Source organism: Brevibacillus formosus (assembly GCF_003013405.1).
In the GTDB taxonomy this organism is placed as follows: Bacteria; Bacillota; Bacilli; order Brevibacillales; family Brevibacillaceae; genus Brevibacillus; species Brevibacillus formosus.
Map to the genome: position 1 here is coordinate 290,739 of NZ_PXZL01000030.1, position 16,608 is coordinate 307,346.

General features: G+C 44.9%; 20 protein-coding genes. 5 read left to right on the top strand and 15 right to left on the bottom strand.

The features are described 5' to 3' along the window. Positions 1-3 precede the first annotated feature (3 nt). Together C7R91_RS23935 and pdhA are read right to left on the bottom strand one after the other, a co-directional pair. Positions 4-984 carry an alpha-ketoacid dehydrogenase subunit beta gene (locus tag C7R91_RS23935; RefSeq protein ID WP_047067643.1) on the bottom strand — a complete coding sequence of 327 codons (981 nt, stop codon included), beginning with the start codon at positions 982-984 and terminating at the stop codon, positions 4-6. Positions 985-987: 3 nt separating this feature from the next. Then, a complete protein-coding gene (gene pdhA / locus C7R91_RS23940; RefSeq protein WP_047068606.1) occupies positions 988-2,073 on the bottom strand; it encodes a pyruvate dehydrogenase (acetyl-transferring) E1 component subunit alpha in 1,086 nt (361 codons plus the stop codon). 327 nt (positions 2,074-2,400) lie between these two features. Here pdhA and C7R91_RS23945 point away from each other — a divergent pair, with 327 nt between their 5' ends. Further along, entirely contained in the window at positions 2,401-3,135 is a 735-nt protein-coding gene (locus C7R91_RS23945; protein WP_047067644.1) for an alpha/beta hydrolase, read from the top strand. A 3-nt stretch (positions 3,136-3,138) separates the two neighbouring features. Here C7R91_RS23945 and C7R91_RS23950 read toward each other — a convergent pair whose 3' ends face one another. The 3 genes from C7R91_RS23950 to ltaE all read right to left on the bottom strand — a co-directional run bounded on the left by C7R91_RS23950 (position 3,139) and on the right by ltaE (position 6,364). After that, a complete protein-coding gene (locus tag C7R91_RS23950; protein ID WP_047067647.1) occupies positions 3,139-3,336 on the bottom strand; it encodes a hypothetical protein in 198 nt (65 codons plus the stop codon). 133 nt (positions 3,337-3,469) lie between these two features. Next, positions 3,470-5,113: a peptide ABC transporter substrate-binding protein gene (locus tag C7R91_RS23955; RefSeq protein ID WP_047067649.1), complete on the bottom strand. Its 1,644-nt coding sequence runs from the start codon at positions 5,111-5,113 to the stop codon at positions 3,470-3,472. A 225-nt stretch (positions 5,114-5,338) separates the two neighbouring features. Further along, positions 5,339-6,364: a low-specificity L-threonine aldolase gene (gene ltaE, locus C7R91_RS23960; protein ID WP_047067651.1), complete on the bottom strand. Its 1,026-nt coding sequence runs from the start codon at positions 6,362-6,364 to the stop codon at positions 5,339-5,341. A 124-nt stretch (positions 6,365-6,488) separates the two neighbouring features. Here ltaE and C7R91_RS23965 point away from each other — a divergent pair, with 124 nt between their 5' ends. Continuing rightward, complete coding sequence (locus C7R91_RS23965; protein WP_047067652.1) at positions 6,489-6,791, top strand: HesB/IscA family protein; 303 nt, start codon at positions 6,489-6,491, stop codon at positions 6,789-6,791. Between the two features lie 65 nt (positions 6,792-6,856). Here C7R91_RS23965 and C7R91_RS23970 read toward each other — a convergent pair whose 3' ends face one another. The 4 genes from C7R91_RS23970 to yneA all read right to left on the bottom strand — a co-directional run bounded on the left by C7R91_RS23970 (position 6,857) and on the right by yneA (position 10,221). Further along, positions 6,857-9,106 carry a HelD family protein gene (locus tag C7R91_RS23970; protein ID WP_047067654.1) on the bottom strand — a complete coding sequence of 750 codons (2,250 nt, stop codon included), beginning with the start codon at positions 9,104-9,106 and terminating at the stop codon, positions 6,857-6,859. Between the two features lie 38 nt (positions 9,107-9,144). Beyond that, the gene (gene crcB, locus C7R91_RS23975; protein WP_047067656.1) at positions 9,145-9,510 is read right to left on the bottom strand and encodes a fluoride efflux transporter CrcB; all 366 of its coding nucleotides are present in this window, start codon (positions 9,508-9,510) and stop codon (positions 9,145-9,147) included. A 101-nt stretch (positions 9,511-9,611) separates the two neighbouring features. Then, positions 9,612-9,809, bottom strand: a complete 198-nt coding sequence (locus C7R91_RS23980; RefSeq protein ID WP_007718933.1) for a DUF896 domain-containing protein — start codon at positions 9,807-9,809, stop codon at positions 9,612-9,614. A 76-nt stretch (positions 9,810-9,885) separates the two neighbouring features. Then, complete coding sequence (yneA, locus tag C7R91_RS23985) at positions 9,886-10,221, bottom strand: cell division suppressor protein YneA (RefSeq protein WP_047067658.1); 336 nt, start codon at positions 10,219-10,221, stop codon at positions 9,886-9,888. A 162-nt stretch (positions 10,222-10,383) separates the two neighbouring features. Between yneA and lexA the strand changes: the two genes are divergently transcribed. Then, positions 10,384-11,007, top strand: coding sequence for a transcriptional repressor LexA (gene lexA, locus C7R91_RS23990; protein WP_007718939.1), 624 nt, complete (start codon positions 10,384-10,386; stop codon positions 11,005-11,007). Positions 11,008-11,058: 51 nt separating this feature from the next. Here lexA and C7R91_RS23995 read toward each other — a convergent pair whose 3' ends face one another. Next, positions 11,059-11,544 carry a DUF456 domain-containing protein gene (locus C7R91_RS23995; RefSeq protein WP_047067660.1) on the bottom strand — a complete coding sequence of 162 codons (486 nt, stop codon included), beginning with the start codon at positions 11,542-11,544 and terminating at the stop codon, positions 11,059-11,061. 108 nt (positions 11,545-11,652) lie between these two features. Between C7R91_RS23995 and C7R91_RS24000 the strand changes: the two genes are divergently transcribed. Beyond that, positions 11,653-12,219: a DUF4269 domain-containing protein gene (locus tag C7R91_RS24000; protein WP_047067665.1), complete on the top strand. Its 567-nt coding sequence runs from the start codon at positions 11,653-11,655 to the stop codon at positions 12,217-12,219. A gap of 192 nt (positions 12,220-12,411) precedes the next feature. On the opposite strand, the gene arsC is transcribed toward C7R91_RS24000, so the two are convergent. The 5 genes from arsC to C7R91_RS24025 form a co-directional block, all read right to left on the bottom strand. Continuing rightward, positions 12,412-12,816 carry an arsenate reductase (thioredoxin) gene (gene arsC, locus C7R91_RS24005; protein WP_047067667.1) on the bottom strand — a complete coding sequence of 135 codons (405 nt, stop codon included), beginning with the start codon at positions 12,814-12,816 and terminating at the stop codon, positions 12,412-12,414. Between the two features lie 20 nt (positions 12,817-12,836). Next, on the bottom strand, positions 12,837-13,880 hold the full coding sequence (gene arsB / locus C7R91_RS24010; protein ID WP_047067669.1) for an ACR3 family arsenite efflux transporter: 1,044 nt from the start codon (positions 13,878-13,880) through the stop codon (positions 12,837-12,839). An 18-nt stretch (positions 13,881-13,898) separates the two neighbouring features. Beyond that, positions 13,899-14,300 carry an ArsI/CadI family heavy metal resistance metalloenzyme gene (locus tag C7R91_RS24015; RefSeq protein WP_047067671.1) on the bottom strand — a complete coding sequence of 134 codons (402 nt, stop codon included), beginning with the start codon at positions 14,298-14,300 and terminating at the stop codon, positions 13,899-13,901. Positions 14,301-14,365: 65 nt separating this feature from the next. Continuing rightward, the gene (arsR, locus tag C7R91_RS24020) at positions 14,366-14,680 is read right to left on the bottom strand and encodes an arsenical resistance operon transcriptional regulator ArsR (RefSeq protein ID WP_047067673.1); all 315 of its coding nucleotides are present in this window, start codon (positions 14,678-14,680) and stop codon (positions 14,366-14,368) included. A gap of 134 nt (positions 14,681-14,814) precedes the next feature. After that, a complete protein-coding gene (locus tag C7R91_RS24025; RefSeq protein WP_047067675.1) occupies positions 14,815-15,705 on the bottom strand; it encodes a GNAT family N-acetyltransferase in 891 nt (296 codons plus the stop codon). Between the two features lie 585 nt (positions 15,706-16,290). Between C7R91_RS24025 and C7R91_RS24030 the strand changes: the two genes are divergently transcribed. After that, positions 16,291-16,554, top strand: coding sequence for a CD3324 family protein (locus C7R91_RS24030; RefSeq protein WP_007718970.1), 264 nt, complete (start codon positions 16,291-16,293; stop codon positions 16,552-16,554). Positions 16,555-16,608 lie beyond the last annotated feature (54 nt).

The window sequence follows — 16,608 nt, forward strand, 5'->3', positions numbered from 1 at the left end:
CAATTAAAAATCGAGGACTTGAGTCAGACCATCTACTACGCGTTTTACGTCAGGCAGCCATACATCTTCTGCTTGTGCAAACGGGTAAACGGTATCTGGAGCTGTAATACGCAGCACTGGAGCTTCGAGGTGCAGGATCGCACGCTCGTTGATTTGCGTGATGATTTCTGCCGCAACACCAGACGTTTTTTGTGCTTCTTGAACCACAATCGCACGATTTGTTTTCTTCACAGAATCCACGATCGTATCGATATCGAGTGGGCTGATGGTGCGCAGATCGATTACTTCTACTTTTGCTCCACGCGCTTTCTCGATTTCTTCTGCTGCTTTCAGGCTGGTATGCACCATCGCACCATAGGTGATGATGGTAACATCGCTTCCTTCTTTTACTACGTTTGCTTTGCCGAGTGGAATCGTGTACTCGCCTTCTGGAACTTCTTGACGGAAGGAACGGTACAGCTTCATGTGCTCGAGGAATACAACTGGATCGTTGTCGCGAATCGCGGAGATCAACAGTCCTTTTGCATCATACGGGTTGGAAGGGATAACTACTTTCAGACCCGGAGTTTGCATCATCAAGCCTTCCAAAGAGTCAGCATGCAGCTCAGGCGTTTTCACACCACCACCAAATGGGGAGCGGAATGTAACTGGGCTCGTGAAACGACCGCCGGAACGGTAACGCATACGAGTAGCTTGAGATGCAATTGCATCGAACGTTTCAAATACGAAACCAAAGAACTGAATTTCTGCTACTGGACGGAAGCCGTTTACGGAAAGACCAACAGCCAAACCGCCGATTCCGGACTCAGCGAGCGGCGTATCGAAAACGCGTTGCTCGCCGAACTCAGCTTGCAGACCTTCTGTTGCACGGAACACCCCGCCGTTGTTACCTACGTCTTCACCGAAGACAAGAACGGTTTCATCGCGCTTCAACTCCACGCGCATTGCATCCGTAATGGCTTGAACCATTGTCATTTGTGCCATGGCTTATTTCGACTCCTTCGCCAGGAATTCTGCCTTTTGCTCTTCGAGTGCAGGCGGCAGTGTCTCAAACATTACATCGATCAGTTCGCTAACTTTCATCTTAGGTGTTTCGTCCGCTTTTTTGATTGCGTCCGCAACAGCAGCTTTCGCTTCTTCGATGACAGCTTCTTCGTCTTTTTCACTCCAGAGACCTTTTGCTTCAAGGAACTTGCGGAAGCGGATCAGTGGATCGCGCAGTTCCCACTCGCTTTGCTCTTCACCTGTACGGTAACGAGTTGGGTCGTCACCAGCCATGGTGTGAGGACCATAACGGTACGTCATTGCTTCGATCAGAGTCGCACCTTCGCCATTCACGCCGCGCTCTTTTGCTTGTTGAACCGCGTAGTAAACGGCGAGAATGTCCATACCGTCAACGCGTTCGCTAGCAATACCAGCCGCAACTGCTTTGACTGCGATATTTTCAGAAGCCGTTTGTTTTTCGAACGGCAGAGAGATCGCATAACCGTTGTTTTGAGAGAAGAAGATAACAGGCAGCTTGTATACACCTGCAAAGTTCATACCCTCGTAGAAGTCACCTTGGGAGGTCGCACCGTCACCGAAGTAGTTGATCGCAACCTTCTTTTCACCGCGCAGCTTGTAACCCATTGCAACACCTGTTGCTTGTGTACATTGAGCCGCGATGATGATTTGTGGCATCAATACATTTACACCTTCAGGAATTCTGCCGCCCTCGATATGTCCGCGGGAGTACAGGAATGCTTTGTGCATTGGGTAACCGTGCCATACCATTTGTGGAATATCACGGTAGCTAGGCAGGATAAAGTCTTCTTTGGAAAGAGCAGCCTCGGAACCGATCATGCTTGCTTCTTGACCAGCTACTGGTGCATAGAAACCAAGACGACCTTGGCGGTTCAAGCTGATTGCGCGTTGGTCCCATACACGGGTAAATACCATTTTACGCATCAGTTCACGCAATTCATCATCGGAGAGCTTAGGCATCAAGTCAGGACGAACAACCGTACCATCCGGGGCAAGAATTTGCAGCGGGGCGTTGTTCTCTGTTTGTTCAACAGCAGTGGATACGCTCATCACATTCACCTCGTCACTAGAATAAGGGACTTCCTTTTCCCGCGTTGCTCCTTGTCGCCTCAATCTGAGCATCTGCTCGATAAGCGAAGAATCCAATTCGCGGCGGAAGTGACCCTGATAAAAACCAGAAGAAAGTTGCATGGTGCAAGAAAGGGCTTACAGCGCCGTTTGCAACACCCTGTTATATTGCAGTCAAAATACCTGTTTAATGTGTTACAGTATTGATATTACAGGGTTTATTTCCTCTCTGTTATCATTTACTATATAAGCTGTATCAGTTTTTTTCAAGGCTTAGTTTTTCATTTGAGCATACAGGGAGTGTAATCGATGTCTGACTATGTAAAGCGAACCATTATGAAAGAAGAAGTGCCCAGCATCCACGTGGACACTCCCCGCTCGGTCAAAGTATACCTACCGCCGGGGTACAATGAGCTTCTTTCTTACCCTGTTGTGTATTGCCAGGATGGGAACGACTTTTTTACGATGGGTCGAATCGCGACTATCTCCAATCAATTGATTCTGGAAGAAGGTATCGAACCCTACATCGTCGTCGGTGTTTCCGTCGATCGCAACAAGCGCACCAGCGAGTATTCTCCATCGGGGGCGAGAAATGCAGCCTATCAGCGTTTTTTCACCGAAGAGCTGATTCCTTACATTGAGGAGCGCTATCCTGTGCGCCGTGATCCTGCTTCACGTGTACTGGCTGGAGACTCTTTAGGTGGAACCGTTTCTTTGCATCTCGCATTGGAACACCCCGACCTCTTTCCACAAGTACTCGCGCTGTCCGGGGCGTTTTTCCAGACGACACTCGACCCGCTTTTGAATCAGTCCAGTTTATCCTGGCTGCGAATCTGGATGGTCGTTGGCCTCGACGAGACAGCTGTGGAAACAAGTGCGGGTACCTTCGATTTCGTCCAATGGAACCGCGAGGCAAAACAGATTCTTGAGGACAAGCAAGCAACCTTGTCCTATCGAGAAAAACCAGGGAATCACGTCTGGGGTTTGTGGCAAAAAGAGCTGCCTGACGCCTTGCGCTACTTCTTCCCACCTCCCCGTCTGTAACCATTACGAGCCGTTGATTTCTTTGATGTCCTCGTACCCGTAGTACCGGCCATCCACCAGGAAAATGCCTTGGTGGTTGGCTTTTTCAATTTCGCCCGCAACCTGATTGGAATCGTTTAGGACGATGTTGACAATCTTGCTCTCGTCCCGTTTCATTTGATTGAGAATGCGTTCTCGCTCTTTGGCCGAGATCATATCCATCCCTCTTTTCCCCTATGTTGGATAGCTATAGTATTTCATTGGGGGGTCTGAATTACACACAAGTGAGTCAACCGAATGGAACCAAAAAAAGCCTTGCCGCTCTCCAACTTTCCGGACACGGCAAGACTCTTTTTTATTGTTCGATAGTTGTATATTTAAAATCTCTACCACCAAACGGGTTGATCAAAAATCCTTTGACTTTGTCATTTTTTATATACGGTCTTGCACCATAATACACAGGGGCAATCGGCATTTCCTCCATTAAGATAGTCTCTGCCTCACGCATGATCGCATTACGCTTCGCCGGGTTTTTTTCCAAGTAACTCTGGACGATTAGCTCCCGGTATCTGTCGTTTTCCCAAGCAGCGTCGTTCGTGCCCACTGTTTTGTCCTTGAAAATTTCCAGGAAATTGATGGGGTCGTTAAAATCAGCACCCCAATTTCGGTAGGCAAACTGATAGTTTTTGGAGCGCTTGTTCTGTAAAAAAACTTTTTCCTCCAAGCCACTGATTTTCACATCTACACCAAGGCTTCTTTTCCATTGATCCTGAAGAGCTTCGGCCAGCTTTTTTTGACGATCGTCACCTGAACCATATGTGAAGGTCACTTCAGGCATCGTCGAAAGCCCAAGCTCCTTTAACCCTTCAGCCAATAACTGTTTCGCTTTGTTTACATCCTCTTGGAAATAATCATTTCCGCTGAGTTGCATCGAGGGAGGAACCCATGCAAAAGCCGCAGGCACCCCAGTCTGCACGATTCCGTCTACAAGAGGCTGCCGTTGTATTGAATACGAGAAGGCTTGTCGAATTTTTTTATTCGTAAAAGGGGGCACGGTTGTATTAAAGGTGACTGCAACTGTATTCGGATACGGCGCCATTACGATTTTTCCTTCGTCCTGCAAAGCGGGGATCACATCGACGGGCAACACGTAGCTTGGATGCCCTCCCCAATCCAATTCACCAGAATCAAACAATGCTTGAGCAGTGTTGGTATCGGTAATCATGCTCCAGACGATCTTGTCGAGCTTCACGGCATCCTTGTCATGATACTTCTCGTTTTTCACAAGAACCATTTTGTTTTTATGCTCCCACAGCTCCATTTTGAACGGGCCGTTGCCCACGTAGTTGTCTGGAGACGCTGCCCAGTTCGGATGTGCATCCAAGGTCTTTTTATGTAAAGGAAACAATGTCGGGAATGCCGTCAGCTCGTAAAAAAACGGAGCTGGCGAATTGAGCTTGACCTCTAGTGTAAAATCGTCTAGTGCCTTGACCCCTACGTCTTCATGCGATCCTTTTCCTGTGTTAAATTCCTCTGCCCCTTTAATGAAATAAAGCATATAGGCATATTCGGACGCTGTCTTCGGGTCGAGATTTCTTTTCCAGGCGAACTCAAAATCATGGGCGGTTACCGAATCTCCGTTGCTCCATAGCGCATTCGTTTTCAATTTGAACGTGTACGTCGTCAAGTCCTCGGATACCGTATAACTGTCGGCGATCGCGTTGGCTATTTTCCCATCCGGTCCATAGCGAGTCAGCCCTTCAAAACAGGCAGTAATGACATCAAAGGAAGTGCCATCGGAAGCTAGTCCGGGGTCTGCTGTCGGAGGCTCTCCACCGTCAGCGTTCCAATTCAATACCATCTCTTTTCCCGTTGGCTTCGTTGGTTGAGATGCCTGATCATTCGGTTTGTTCGTTACCCCCGTTTCACTTGTACTACATCCCGTTAAAGCTTGAAGCAGTAAGAAACAGCTCAAAATGAAGCTCATCCTCTTTCTCATCGAGTCCATCCCCCTTGATTCCATTCAATAGTAAGCGCTTTCACTTCATCACACTACCATGATAACGTAAGAGTAGACGAAACAAATCCGACGGTATGGCGAAAAACTGATCACGTAAAGACTCATATTTTGTACAAATTGTCTAATTATTTTGAATTGATTATTTCGGCAAAGAAAAAAGCCAGTCCTTCCTTCGACTGGCTACAAATGGTTGAAACGAACCGATTAGAATGTATTCAATAATTCCTCTACTGCTTCCACAACGTTCTTGATACATGGATCGGTAATGTGTCGATGCGTCGTAAAGCGAATGACATACTCATCAAAATCAACAGCGAGCACTCCTTTTTCCTCCAGTCGTTCCAAGAAGGCGACTGCTGTTTGCCCAATCGAGTCTGTATTCACCAGCACGATATTCGTGTCGACTTGCTCGACTTGAAGCGATAGCTGGCGCAAGCCTTTTGCCAATTGCTGTGCCCGTTCATGGTCTTCTGCCAATCGTTCGGTCATCTGTGTCAAAGCGATGATGCCCGGTGCTGCCAAATACCCTGCCTGACGCAGCCCGCCGCCTAATTTTTTTCTCCACCATCTCGCTTCTTCGATAAATGCACGATCTCCAGCCAAAATGGAGCCAACTGGAGCACTCAGCCCTTTGGACAAGCAAATCTGAACGGTATCGGCAAAAGCGCTTAGCTCACTGACTGCAACATCCTGGGCAACAGCCGCATTGAAAAGACGAGCACCATCTAAATGAACGGGAATCCTGTGTTTCTGTGCGATATCATAGACACGCTTCATTTGTGCGACAGAGATTACCGCCCCGCCCGCGCGATTATGTGTATTTTCGAGACAGATCAATTTTGTGCGAGGAAAATGGATATTGTTGCCCCGAATCGCTCTCTCTACATCTTCTGCACGCAAAGCACCGCGTTCGCCAACTAGCGTCCGTGTTTGCACGCCGGCCAATGCCGACATAGCTCCGCCTTCATAGTAAAAAATGTGCGAATCTGCTTCCGCAATGATCTCGTCTCCGTTGACACAATGCGTCAAAACAGCGACCTGATTGCCTTGCGTGCCACTTGTTACGAACAGGGCAGCTTCCTTTCCGAGTATTTCAGCCGCGATCGCTTCCAAACGATTGACAGTTGGGTCCTCTCGATAAACATCATCACCAACCTCCGCACCGGCCATTGCTCGAAGCATCTCCTCGGTTGGTTTCGTAACGGTATCGCTGCGCAAATCGATTTTCATAGATGACTCTCCTTCCACCCTGTTGTCATTCTCTAGACATATCGTAACACTTTCAACATTGCATCCTGATTTCCCTCTTGCTAAGATGAAGGGGTAACTTACATACAGTTAGGGGATTTGACCTGTGAAACTAAAAATCACGCGTAACGCTGCCAAGCAATTGGCTCCAATCATCGAGCAAGAAGAAGACAAAGAATTGAAACTGCGCGTTTATATTACTCATGCTCACGGCGATCATGCACACTACGGGCTCGCTCTGGACAAGCCAACAGAGGAAGATCTTGTGATCTCGACTGACAAAGAGATTGATGTGATCGTGAAAAAAGATGAGCCATTGCTGGATGGCGTCGTCATTGACTATCTCTTCTTGCCGCAAGAAGGTTTTGTAATTACCAACCCTTCAAAAGGTAACACAGGCGACCACTAAGCAAGATACAGATAAACCCTCTGCTTTTTTACAGGCAGAGGGTTTTCTTTGATGAGTAGATTCTCTTATTCGTCAGGAGCCATGGTGTACAGCGCTGCCGGTAAATCTTTCAGCAACGGTGAAGAAACATCATCAACCTTCGTCATAACAAGCCGATGGACCGGACGCGTCATCGCGACATACAACAGTTTTGCATCCCATTCATTATTTTGATAGGCGTCCACATCCAGTATAATGACCACATCGAACTGCAAGCCTTTTGTTAAAAAAGCAGGCATGACGGTTACGCCACCCGGAAATTGGTTATCCTTGCTGCCTAACAGAGTCAGATCAGCAATCTTGTCTTGCAGGCCTTTATGTGCTTTTTTACTCGCTTGGATGGTTTTCGCTACGATCGCAATCGTTTTGAAGCCTTCAGACTGGTAGGCAGCGACACGCGAAGAGATGTCCTCCCACAGTTGCGCTCGCGAACGAGCCTTGACCATGATTGGTTTTTCACCATGACGCAAAACAGGTTTTGCCAATACCGTCTCGGGCAATTCAATTTGCCGTAACACTTCATTGGCACAGCGCATGATCTCAATTGTCGAACGATAGCTTTGCGACAACGTATAATAAGAAGGAAACAGCTGTGCAAATATCCCCTTCGTCAACTCTTCCCAGGCATGAATCCCCCGGTAGCTATGAATGCCTTGCGCAATATCTCCCACGATCGTGAGCGAATTTCGCTTCGTTGCCAATGCAATGACAGCTATTTCTAACGCACTCAAGTCTTGTGCTTCATCTACGACCGTATGATCGAAATGCTCCGCTTTGTTCATTCCTTCAACAATATGCTGCAAGTATAGCAATGGCGCGATATCTTCCGGCTCCAATCTCTCCTCTGCAAATAACGCAGCACTTGACTGAGTCACATCACGCACAACCTCGTCTGAAATGTCATCAGGTACGAGCTTGCGCAGCAATTCCTCGTCAGCAATCAACTCGCGATAAGCTGAGAAGATTTCCAGTCTCGGAAACGAAGTCAGGTACGTATCCAATATTTGCTCCAGCATTTTCTCGAATTTGTACAAGCCTTCTTTGTCCAAATCGACTTTTCGTTCTCGCAAATGGGCAAACAATTGCTTGTTCATTTCTTGCTTCAAATGCTTTCGAAGCGCTTCTACCCGTCGATGATACGGCATATTGGCGAATTGCTCCAGGAAGCATTGGCGAATAAAATCACCTGGAATGGTAAAGACTTGCTTGGTTTTGTTGTATAAAAAGCTGAGCTTCTTAAAAGGGATTCTCGTTTCAACGATATGCCGAATGTATTGCTCCAGCGCCTCCCGACAAGCGAGCGATCCTTTGAAGCGAAGCCTGTTTCGCGTCATTTCTTGCTGGCGCTCATCCTGCCCCTCCTCGAAGAACAATTGAAGAGGCTTATCGGGACTTACGATTCTCCATCCTTTAGGCAGCAGAGGCTTTACAAGACGCGCTGCCCAATCTACAAAGGTAGACTGTTGAACGTCATCGACGCCTAACTCTGGCAAAACCTCGGATATATAGGTAAGAAACATCCGGTTGGGTGCAAACACCATGAACTTTTTGGACATCATGGAATCCTGGTAGTTATAAATCAAATAGGAAAGTCGGTGCAGCGCAATGGTCGTTTTTCCGCTCCCCGCTACTCCTTGCACAACAATAGGCCGTTCTTTTTCCGCCCGAATAATATCGTTTTGCTCGGACTGAATCGTAGCGACGATGTCTTTTAGTCTGCTATCGTTAGCCTGATTCAGATTGGCTGCCAAAAATTCATCGATGAAGCCCTCTTGCAAAAACTCATCGGGATGCCCCATTTCGCGGTTAATCGTTTCTTTTACCGCTCCATCATAGATGCCGACAATCTTTCCGTCTTCAATCGCAAAATTACGCTTTAATCGAACTTCACCACGAACGATCTCGCGTCCCATACGATAGAACGCGTCTTTGCTTTCACCGGAATAATAGAGACTGGCGATAGGCGCACGCCAATCCACGACGACAGAATCAAATGTATCACTGCGCACAATTCCCCGTTTTCCTATGTAGACCTGGTCCAGCTCATAGATTTCATCCTTCAAGAAATCCACTCTGCCGAAATAAGGCTTCTCTCGACCTTGATCTTCCAGATAGCGCAAATCCTTTGCCTTTTTATAGTTAACGACCTGCTTCACATAGTCATCTGTTGCCTCACGGATTTCATTGCGAAGCTGCTCCATTTCTTCGTCGATCGCTGAAATGGTTTCATCCAGCTTTTTTTGTTCCAGTTCATAATCACGATGCTGTGTACTCACATTCATTCCCCCTCACATGTATCGTGTCATTGAAAGTATCAGGACCATTGCCTCGCCAGCCATATTCCAACCGCACAAGAAAGGAGACCGACTCCCAAACTGAGAAGAGCGTACAAAGTGCCACGCAACAGATGGCCTTCTCCCCAAAAAGTAACCACTTCCAAGGAGAAGCTAGAGAAAGTCGTAAATCCTCCCATGACACCTGTTGCAAATAAGAGATAGAGTGTCGGAGATAAAAAGCCACGTTCTTTCCCCAGCACGAACAAGATGCCGATGACCAAAGATCCACAAACATTGGCGACCCAGGTTCCCCACGGCCATCCCGGCTGATTTGCGAACAAAGACAATAGGTAGCGCAAAAGAGAGCCAACTGCTCCTCCAACCGCCACAGCGATCCACGCCATCGCTTTCTTTCCCTCCCTGGCTATCCAAAGCGTTATGTATGTCACAGAAAAAGACACCCTAGCGTCAAGCGAGGATGTCTGTCGTATCAGTAATTGTTATCTTACTGTTTTGGCTTATTTTCTTCAAGGTCTTCCACATAACGGATGGAATCCAAATTTGCTCTCAATGAAAGCTTAACGGCGTCAATATACTTTTGGCGCAATGCTTTTTGTTCGAGCTTTTCCTCTTCGGTCAAACCTTCTTCGCGAGATTTTTTGACCAATTCATTAATGCGTTTAATTTCTGCGTCAGATACCACTGCTGGTTCCTCCCACTCTGTAATAGTGCCGCTTTATTATACCACATTCGAATGTTCCCGCAAGACAACCGAACACTTACGGCATATCAGGCATGATCAGAGTCTGACCCGGGTAAAGCCTGTTGCTATCCAAACTGTTCGCTTCCTTGATTTCTATGATATAGTCACGAACATCTGTATGCTGATCTGAGTAGCGAACAGCTAACGACCATAGGCTATCTCCAGATTGTACGGTTACCTCTACACCTTGGGGCTCCTCCATTGGCGAAGAAGCAAACACTAGTTCGGTCAACAAGTAAAAAAAGAGAGTAAATGTAATAAGAAACAAGAGAGCTTGTCCTCTCGTGATACCAAAGCGAACACGACGTTCTTCTTTTTTCTCGAAACGATTACGTACTGTGGATGAATTCATAATAATGGCCTCCTCACAAACATACGTTCTGATCATTTGTAACCTCATGATAAATGAGAACATATGTTCATGTCAACAAATAATCGAACTTATGTTTGTCGAACGCAAGCTCCCATGGTATAATATAGGAAAATATGTTCGAGAAATCAGGGGTGTCTTTCTATGTCAAAATTATCGAGTAGACAACAAGCCATCATCGAGTTCATACGAAAGGAAGTTCGTGATAAAGGGTATCCCCCTTCTGTACGTGAAATTGGAGAGGCTGTCGGACTAGCTTCCAGCTCAACGGTACATGGTCATTTGGCACGCTTAGAGAAAAAAGGCCTCATTCGTCGAGATCCTACCAAGCCTCGCGCCATCGAATTGCTATCAGATGAAGATCGTTTTCAAGACAATTTCGAAGACTCTGTCGTCCGTGTGCCCGTAATCGGAAAAGTAACCGCTGGACAACCGATTACTGCTATTGAGGATGTAGAAGAATACTTCCCGCTTCCGGACAATATTGTGACTTCTGACAAGGTCTACATGCTGCGCGTCTCTGGGAACAGTATGATTGATGCCGGGATTCTCGACGGAGATTACGTAATTGTTCGCCAACAGCACGTAGCGAACAATGGTGACATTGTCGTAGCCATGACAGAAGAAGACGAAGCGACCGTCAAAAGATTTTTCAAAGAAAAGAATCACTTCCGTCTCCAACCGGAAAATGCCACGATGGAACCGATCATTCTGGAGCATGTCACCATCCTCGGTAAAGTCATCGGTGTATACCGCCTCATTCACTAGTTTCCACATAAAAAAAGGACAGCCTCGGCTGTCCTTTTTGTTTTCTATATGTTATCTGGCAATAAAAAACCAGATGATCATCGTAACTTGCAAGATGACTTTTACGACCGCGCTGCCCAAAAATCCGATCAGTGAGCCTACCCCCGCTTTCACTGCTCGCTCCACCGATTGCTTCTGCACCATCAACTCTACGAGAACGACGAATACGAACGGCAAGATCAGCATACCAAACGGTGGGAAAACGAAAATCCCGAGGATAATTCCGACCGCAGCAGCAACGGACGACCACTTTGACCCCCCATACTTTTTCACGAAGTACATGTTCGTCAGCAAGTCAGCACCGTAAAGCAGAATACTTAGAACGACCATTCCCCACCAAAAGGATGCCGGCAATCCCGCTCCTGGATCTGCAATAAAAAAGTGATAGAGCAAAAAGCCCGCCCACAGCAAGATCGTATCAGGTAAAACGGGTAAGAAAATTCCTGCGATGCTTAGCAAGAACAATAACACAACCACGACCCACAAAAATATTTCCATCTACTACACTCCCTTCCTTTAGGTATACGAGTGATTACCGATTTCGTTGCGTACTTATTTACTTTTGTCTAAACTATTTTAAAAGAAAGTAGACACGGAGGTAGTCTCATGAGAAATTGGCATGATCTCTCCTACTTGGGCAGAGGATCGATGCGCCAAAAAGCGGCGTGGGAAGCGATTCAACAGACGCATATCATGGAAGTACTATCCGATTACCGTCCAGTGCTTGCCGGAACCATTCCATTGGACATTGACGTTGCGCAAAGCGATCTGGATATTATTTGCGAAAGTCATGATCGGGATCGGTTTGAGCAGGTTGTTCGTACAGCGTATGGCTGCTTGCCTGGGTTTGAAGTAACACAACTAGATGTGAAAAATATTCCCACGTGCGTTATCTCGTTTTTCACAGCTGACTTTTGGTTTGAATTGTTTGCTCAACCGGTAGCGGTCGAAAAGCAAAACGCTTATCGTCATATGGACATCGAAGCACGATTGTTAGATATAGGGGGCTTGGATGCATACAAACATATCAGGGCTCTAAAGCAAAACGGCATGAAAACCGAACCTGCCTTTGCTCAATACTTTCATATTGCGGGTGATGATCCATATGAGGCATTGTTGCAATTGGAGTCATTAACCGAAGAGGAATTACGTCAAAGAATTCAGCAGCTGTGATAGGCTTTTCACTTTTTCATCCACTTACCCAATTGTTTATAATAATTGTTTCGCAAGTATACATTCGGTATGTACTCCTACTGACAATGAGGACATACATTGTGTAGAGAAAGTCCCCTTCCGCAAGAAAGGGGACTTTTCATGCTTTTTTAGGAGGTGGTCATCTGAAGTTTACAGCTCTTATGGAGAAATTTACTTTCCCGTTTCCATAAACTTCTTTATACGGGCTCCGATCTCGTCACGAACTCGTTGAAACTCAGGCCATTCTTTCCCCGCAGGATCATCAAATCCCCAATGGACACGGTTTACATGAGTAGGAGTGGTTGGACAAACGGAATCGGCATGGCTGCATAGTGTCACGATCAGATCAGCCTTGTTTAAAATATCAGAGTCAATGACATCTGATGTTTGATCGGAAATGTCTATTCCAACTTCTTTCATCGCTCGAACGGCATTTGGATTCACACCATGGGCTTCAATCCCAGCAGAGAAAACATTCCAGTCGTTACCCAAGTATTTCTTTCCCCATGCTTCCGCCATTTGGCTTCGGCAGGAATTTCCTGTACATAAAAAGTAAATCGTTTTTTTGTTTTCCATGATGTACACACCTTTTAGCTTCAATTTGGATATGTGCTGGCAAAATATTTGCGCTTGAACCATAAAGCTACATTAACCAATGCAATCATAACAGGTACCTCAACAAGAGGGCCTATCACGGCTGCGAAGGCCGCGCCCGAATGAATCCCAAACACTCCAACTGCCACTGCAATAGCTAACTCAAAGTTATTACTGCCCGCTGTGAAAGCAAGGGTCGTAGTAACAGGATAATTTGCCCCAATCTTCTTCCCCATATAGAAAGAAATAAAGAACATAACGATGAAGTAGATGAGAAGTGGAATCGCGATTCTGACTACATCAAGTGGAACGCTTACGATGTTTTCTCCTTGTGTTGAGAACATGACAATGATAGTAAAGAGTAAGGCAATCAGTGTCATAGGACTTATTTTCGGAATGAACACTTTCTCATACCAATGTCTGCCTTTCCCTTTTACAAAAGTAAAGCGCGTCAGCATCCCGGCAAGAAAAGGAATACCTAGATATATAAACACCGATTTTGCCACTTCCGCCATCGTAATACTAATGACTGCACCCTGAATACCAAGCCATTCGGGAATTACGGTGACAAAGACATAAGCATATACTGAAAAGAAAAGCATCTGAAACACAGAATTGAAAGCCACAAGCCCGGCAGCATATTCTGCATCACCTTTTGCGAGGTCATTCCACACAATCACCATGGCGATACAACGTGCCAATCCAATCATGATCAGCCCCACCATATATTCTGGTTTATCTGGCAAGAAAATGATGGCTAATAAAAACATCAGAACCGGACCTATAACCCAGTTTTGAATAAGAGATAGAACAAGAACCTTAAGGTCTTTAAATACACGTCCCATTTCTTCATATCGAACTTTAGCTAAAGGAGGATACATCATCAGGATTAAGCCTATAGCAAGCGGTATGGATGTTGTACCAATTTGTAAGTTATTTAATCCATTTGAGAAAGTAGGAAAGAAGGTTCCGATAATAATCCCTACTGCCATAGCAAGAAAGATCCAAAGGGTCAAGAAGCGATCTAAAAATGATAATTGTTTCATTGAGCCTCCCACTTTGTCTTAGCAGCAGGATGTGGATTCGATTTTATGAACGTCACTGTCAGACTTTGTGTAGAAAAATTCCCACTCATTACCGTCTGGATCAGTAACCCAAAATTTATCCTGCACAGCATAACAACATGTCGTATCCATCTCGTCACGAGCGAAAAAGCCTTCCTTTTCTAGTCTTTCCTTATGAGTCAGGATTTCATTTGCACTTTCAACCTGGAAGCCGAAGTGGTTAACTTGATTTCCGCTTACAGCGTCCCGGACATTCAATGTAAAGTTTAGTCCTGGAGTTTCAAGCAAGAACTTAGCATAATCAGGTTTTACCTTTACAGGATTAACCCCAAAAACCTTTTGATAGAACTCAATAGATTTCTCCAAATTGGTAACGTTAACGCCAACATGTACATACTTCATTTCAAAATCCTCCTTTATTTTAAAAACTATTAATCAAAAAAAATTGATATAAGGTCTAAAAAAAATTAGCAGCAGCTTCCTTTACCTGTTTTCCTGAAGATACAACAAAGCTCTTCCGATAAGAGGTGATTCACTTCATCATCATTCAGATCGTAGTAACTCCAGGTACCTTTTGTCTCTTTGATAATTAGGTTGGCATCCAATAATATCTTCAGATGATACGATAATTTAGATTGAGGCATGTCAAAAACCTCGGTAAGGTCACAGACGCATGTTTTACCTCTTTGACAAAGCTCATACATAATTTCAAGTCGCTTCTGATCGGAAAGAGCCTTGAATTTCTTCTCATATAGCTCCAATTTGTGCTTAATATGGTTCATCGATTACAACCTCATTCATCAATTTTTTTTGATGTATTTATTATATGCACGTTTGCCAAGAAGATGCAATAATTAAATCAACTTTTTTTGATATAACATCCTTTTCGATAGGTGTTGTTACACTAAGAAGCAAATCATGCGTGTGAAGTAAGCGGAAAACGAAAATGTTCTGTCTCGATTTTTAACGAGGGACGAACAAATAAGACATCATCGGCCGTTGTCATCCATGCAGATTGGATCTTTTCATTCTCACTATCCGGCATAAAGTAAAAGTGAATGATCGTTGTCTCAGCCATTACCAAATGAGAAATGACCGCTTCTATATCCACTGTTTTTTTACTTACAAGATCAAATACATGCAGTTGGTCGTCTTCTCGTTCAAATAAGACAATCACATCCTCTTCTTCGACATAATAGATCGCATCCCGAAAAACGAGCAGAAAGTAAAACATCAACAGATGTTCGCTATCCTTGACGGCCAGTCTCGATGAAACGGGGATTCTTTTAGCAGCAAATTCCTTCATGACGATAAAATCAGCCTCATTATCAACATCCAGCTTGCGCAAGACCGATTTTTGTTCCACTAGCTTCTTCAAATCGGACACCAATAAGCGAAAACTACTTTCCTGTACTCTTTCAAAGCCGAACTTCGGATAAAAATCGAGTACGGTATCATTGGCATACAAATAAATAAAATCGTATTCCTTCTCACATGTTTCAATAATATGGTTCATCAATTTCGCTGCCAGGCCTTGGTTGCGATAGGCAGGATGCGTCATAACCGTTCCGATCTGAAGTGCTTTATAATCTTTGCCATTGAATGTCACGATCATCTTACTGGCAGAAGCGTTAGCAATAACCTGATCCCCATCCAAAAAGGAATAGCAGACATAGTTATCGTTCCAAAAGCCCTTGTTATCCCATTCTTTAAAATCGAGCTGAAAGATCTGCTTGGCCAGGTCATTAAAGCTTTCCTTGTAAGTTTCTATATGCTTGTAGTCGCTAATCAATCGATATTCACCCATGTAAAACCCTCCCATTCCATTGTTTGTGCTGTTTGTCATCATTCATTCCTTTTCAGCAATCCCTTCTTTCCAATAAAAAAGACCACAAGAAGAATTCTCTTCTCATGGCCAAATTTATCGTTGTGATGAAGACACCTATCCCGAACAGACTAGATATCATGCACAAACGTGAAATTTGTTTTGATGAGATATAATGCCTTCTAATCGCTTTTGAAAAAAGGCATTAGATACCCTTACTATATTTGACTTTCAAAAGATTGTAAATGAGCATTCCATTTCTTTTTCGTTGCGTAAGTATCGTTATACAAAAAAGCCATTTTCTTATATAATTACAAGTGCTCCCTTTTCGAAAAGGAAAGGGGAAACCGTTTATAAATTGGACCTCGAGGGGGGTGTACCAATGGCGAATGCTCTCAATTTGCCACATACCGCAGCGGCTCATGCAAAGCCTAGAAATAGTGAGGCGATACTTTGCATGAGGTGGTCTTACGTTTAATCGAATCATCGCCTTCATTTGCGTATCTCATTTTCTATTTCTTGGCTTTGCCCCTTATTTGCCTATCTATAAATAAGGAGCGAGCAGAAATGAAATGTGTGAAAGCAAATTTAATCCTTCCTGAATCGTTACTCGCAGAAATTCAAAAGTACGTGCAAGGAGAAACCATTTATATTCCGAAGACAAAAGTAACCCATCAAAAATGGGGGACGCGCACTGGCGGGAGAAAACTCCTGGATGAGCGGAATACGGCTATTAAAAGCAGCTTCCGGGCCGGGACGGCTATTTCTCAGTTAGCTGAGGAATACTTTTTGTCTACAGAGACGATTAAAAAAATCGTATATACCAAATAAACGTTTTTAAAGCACTGACGACCTTTCCAATTCGGTTGTCAGTGCTTTTTTATG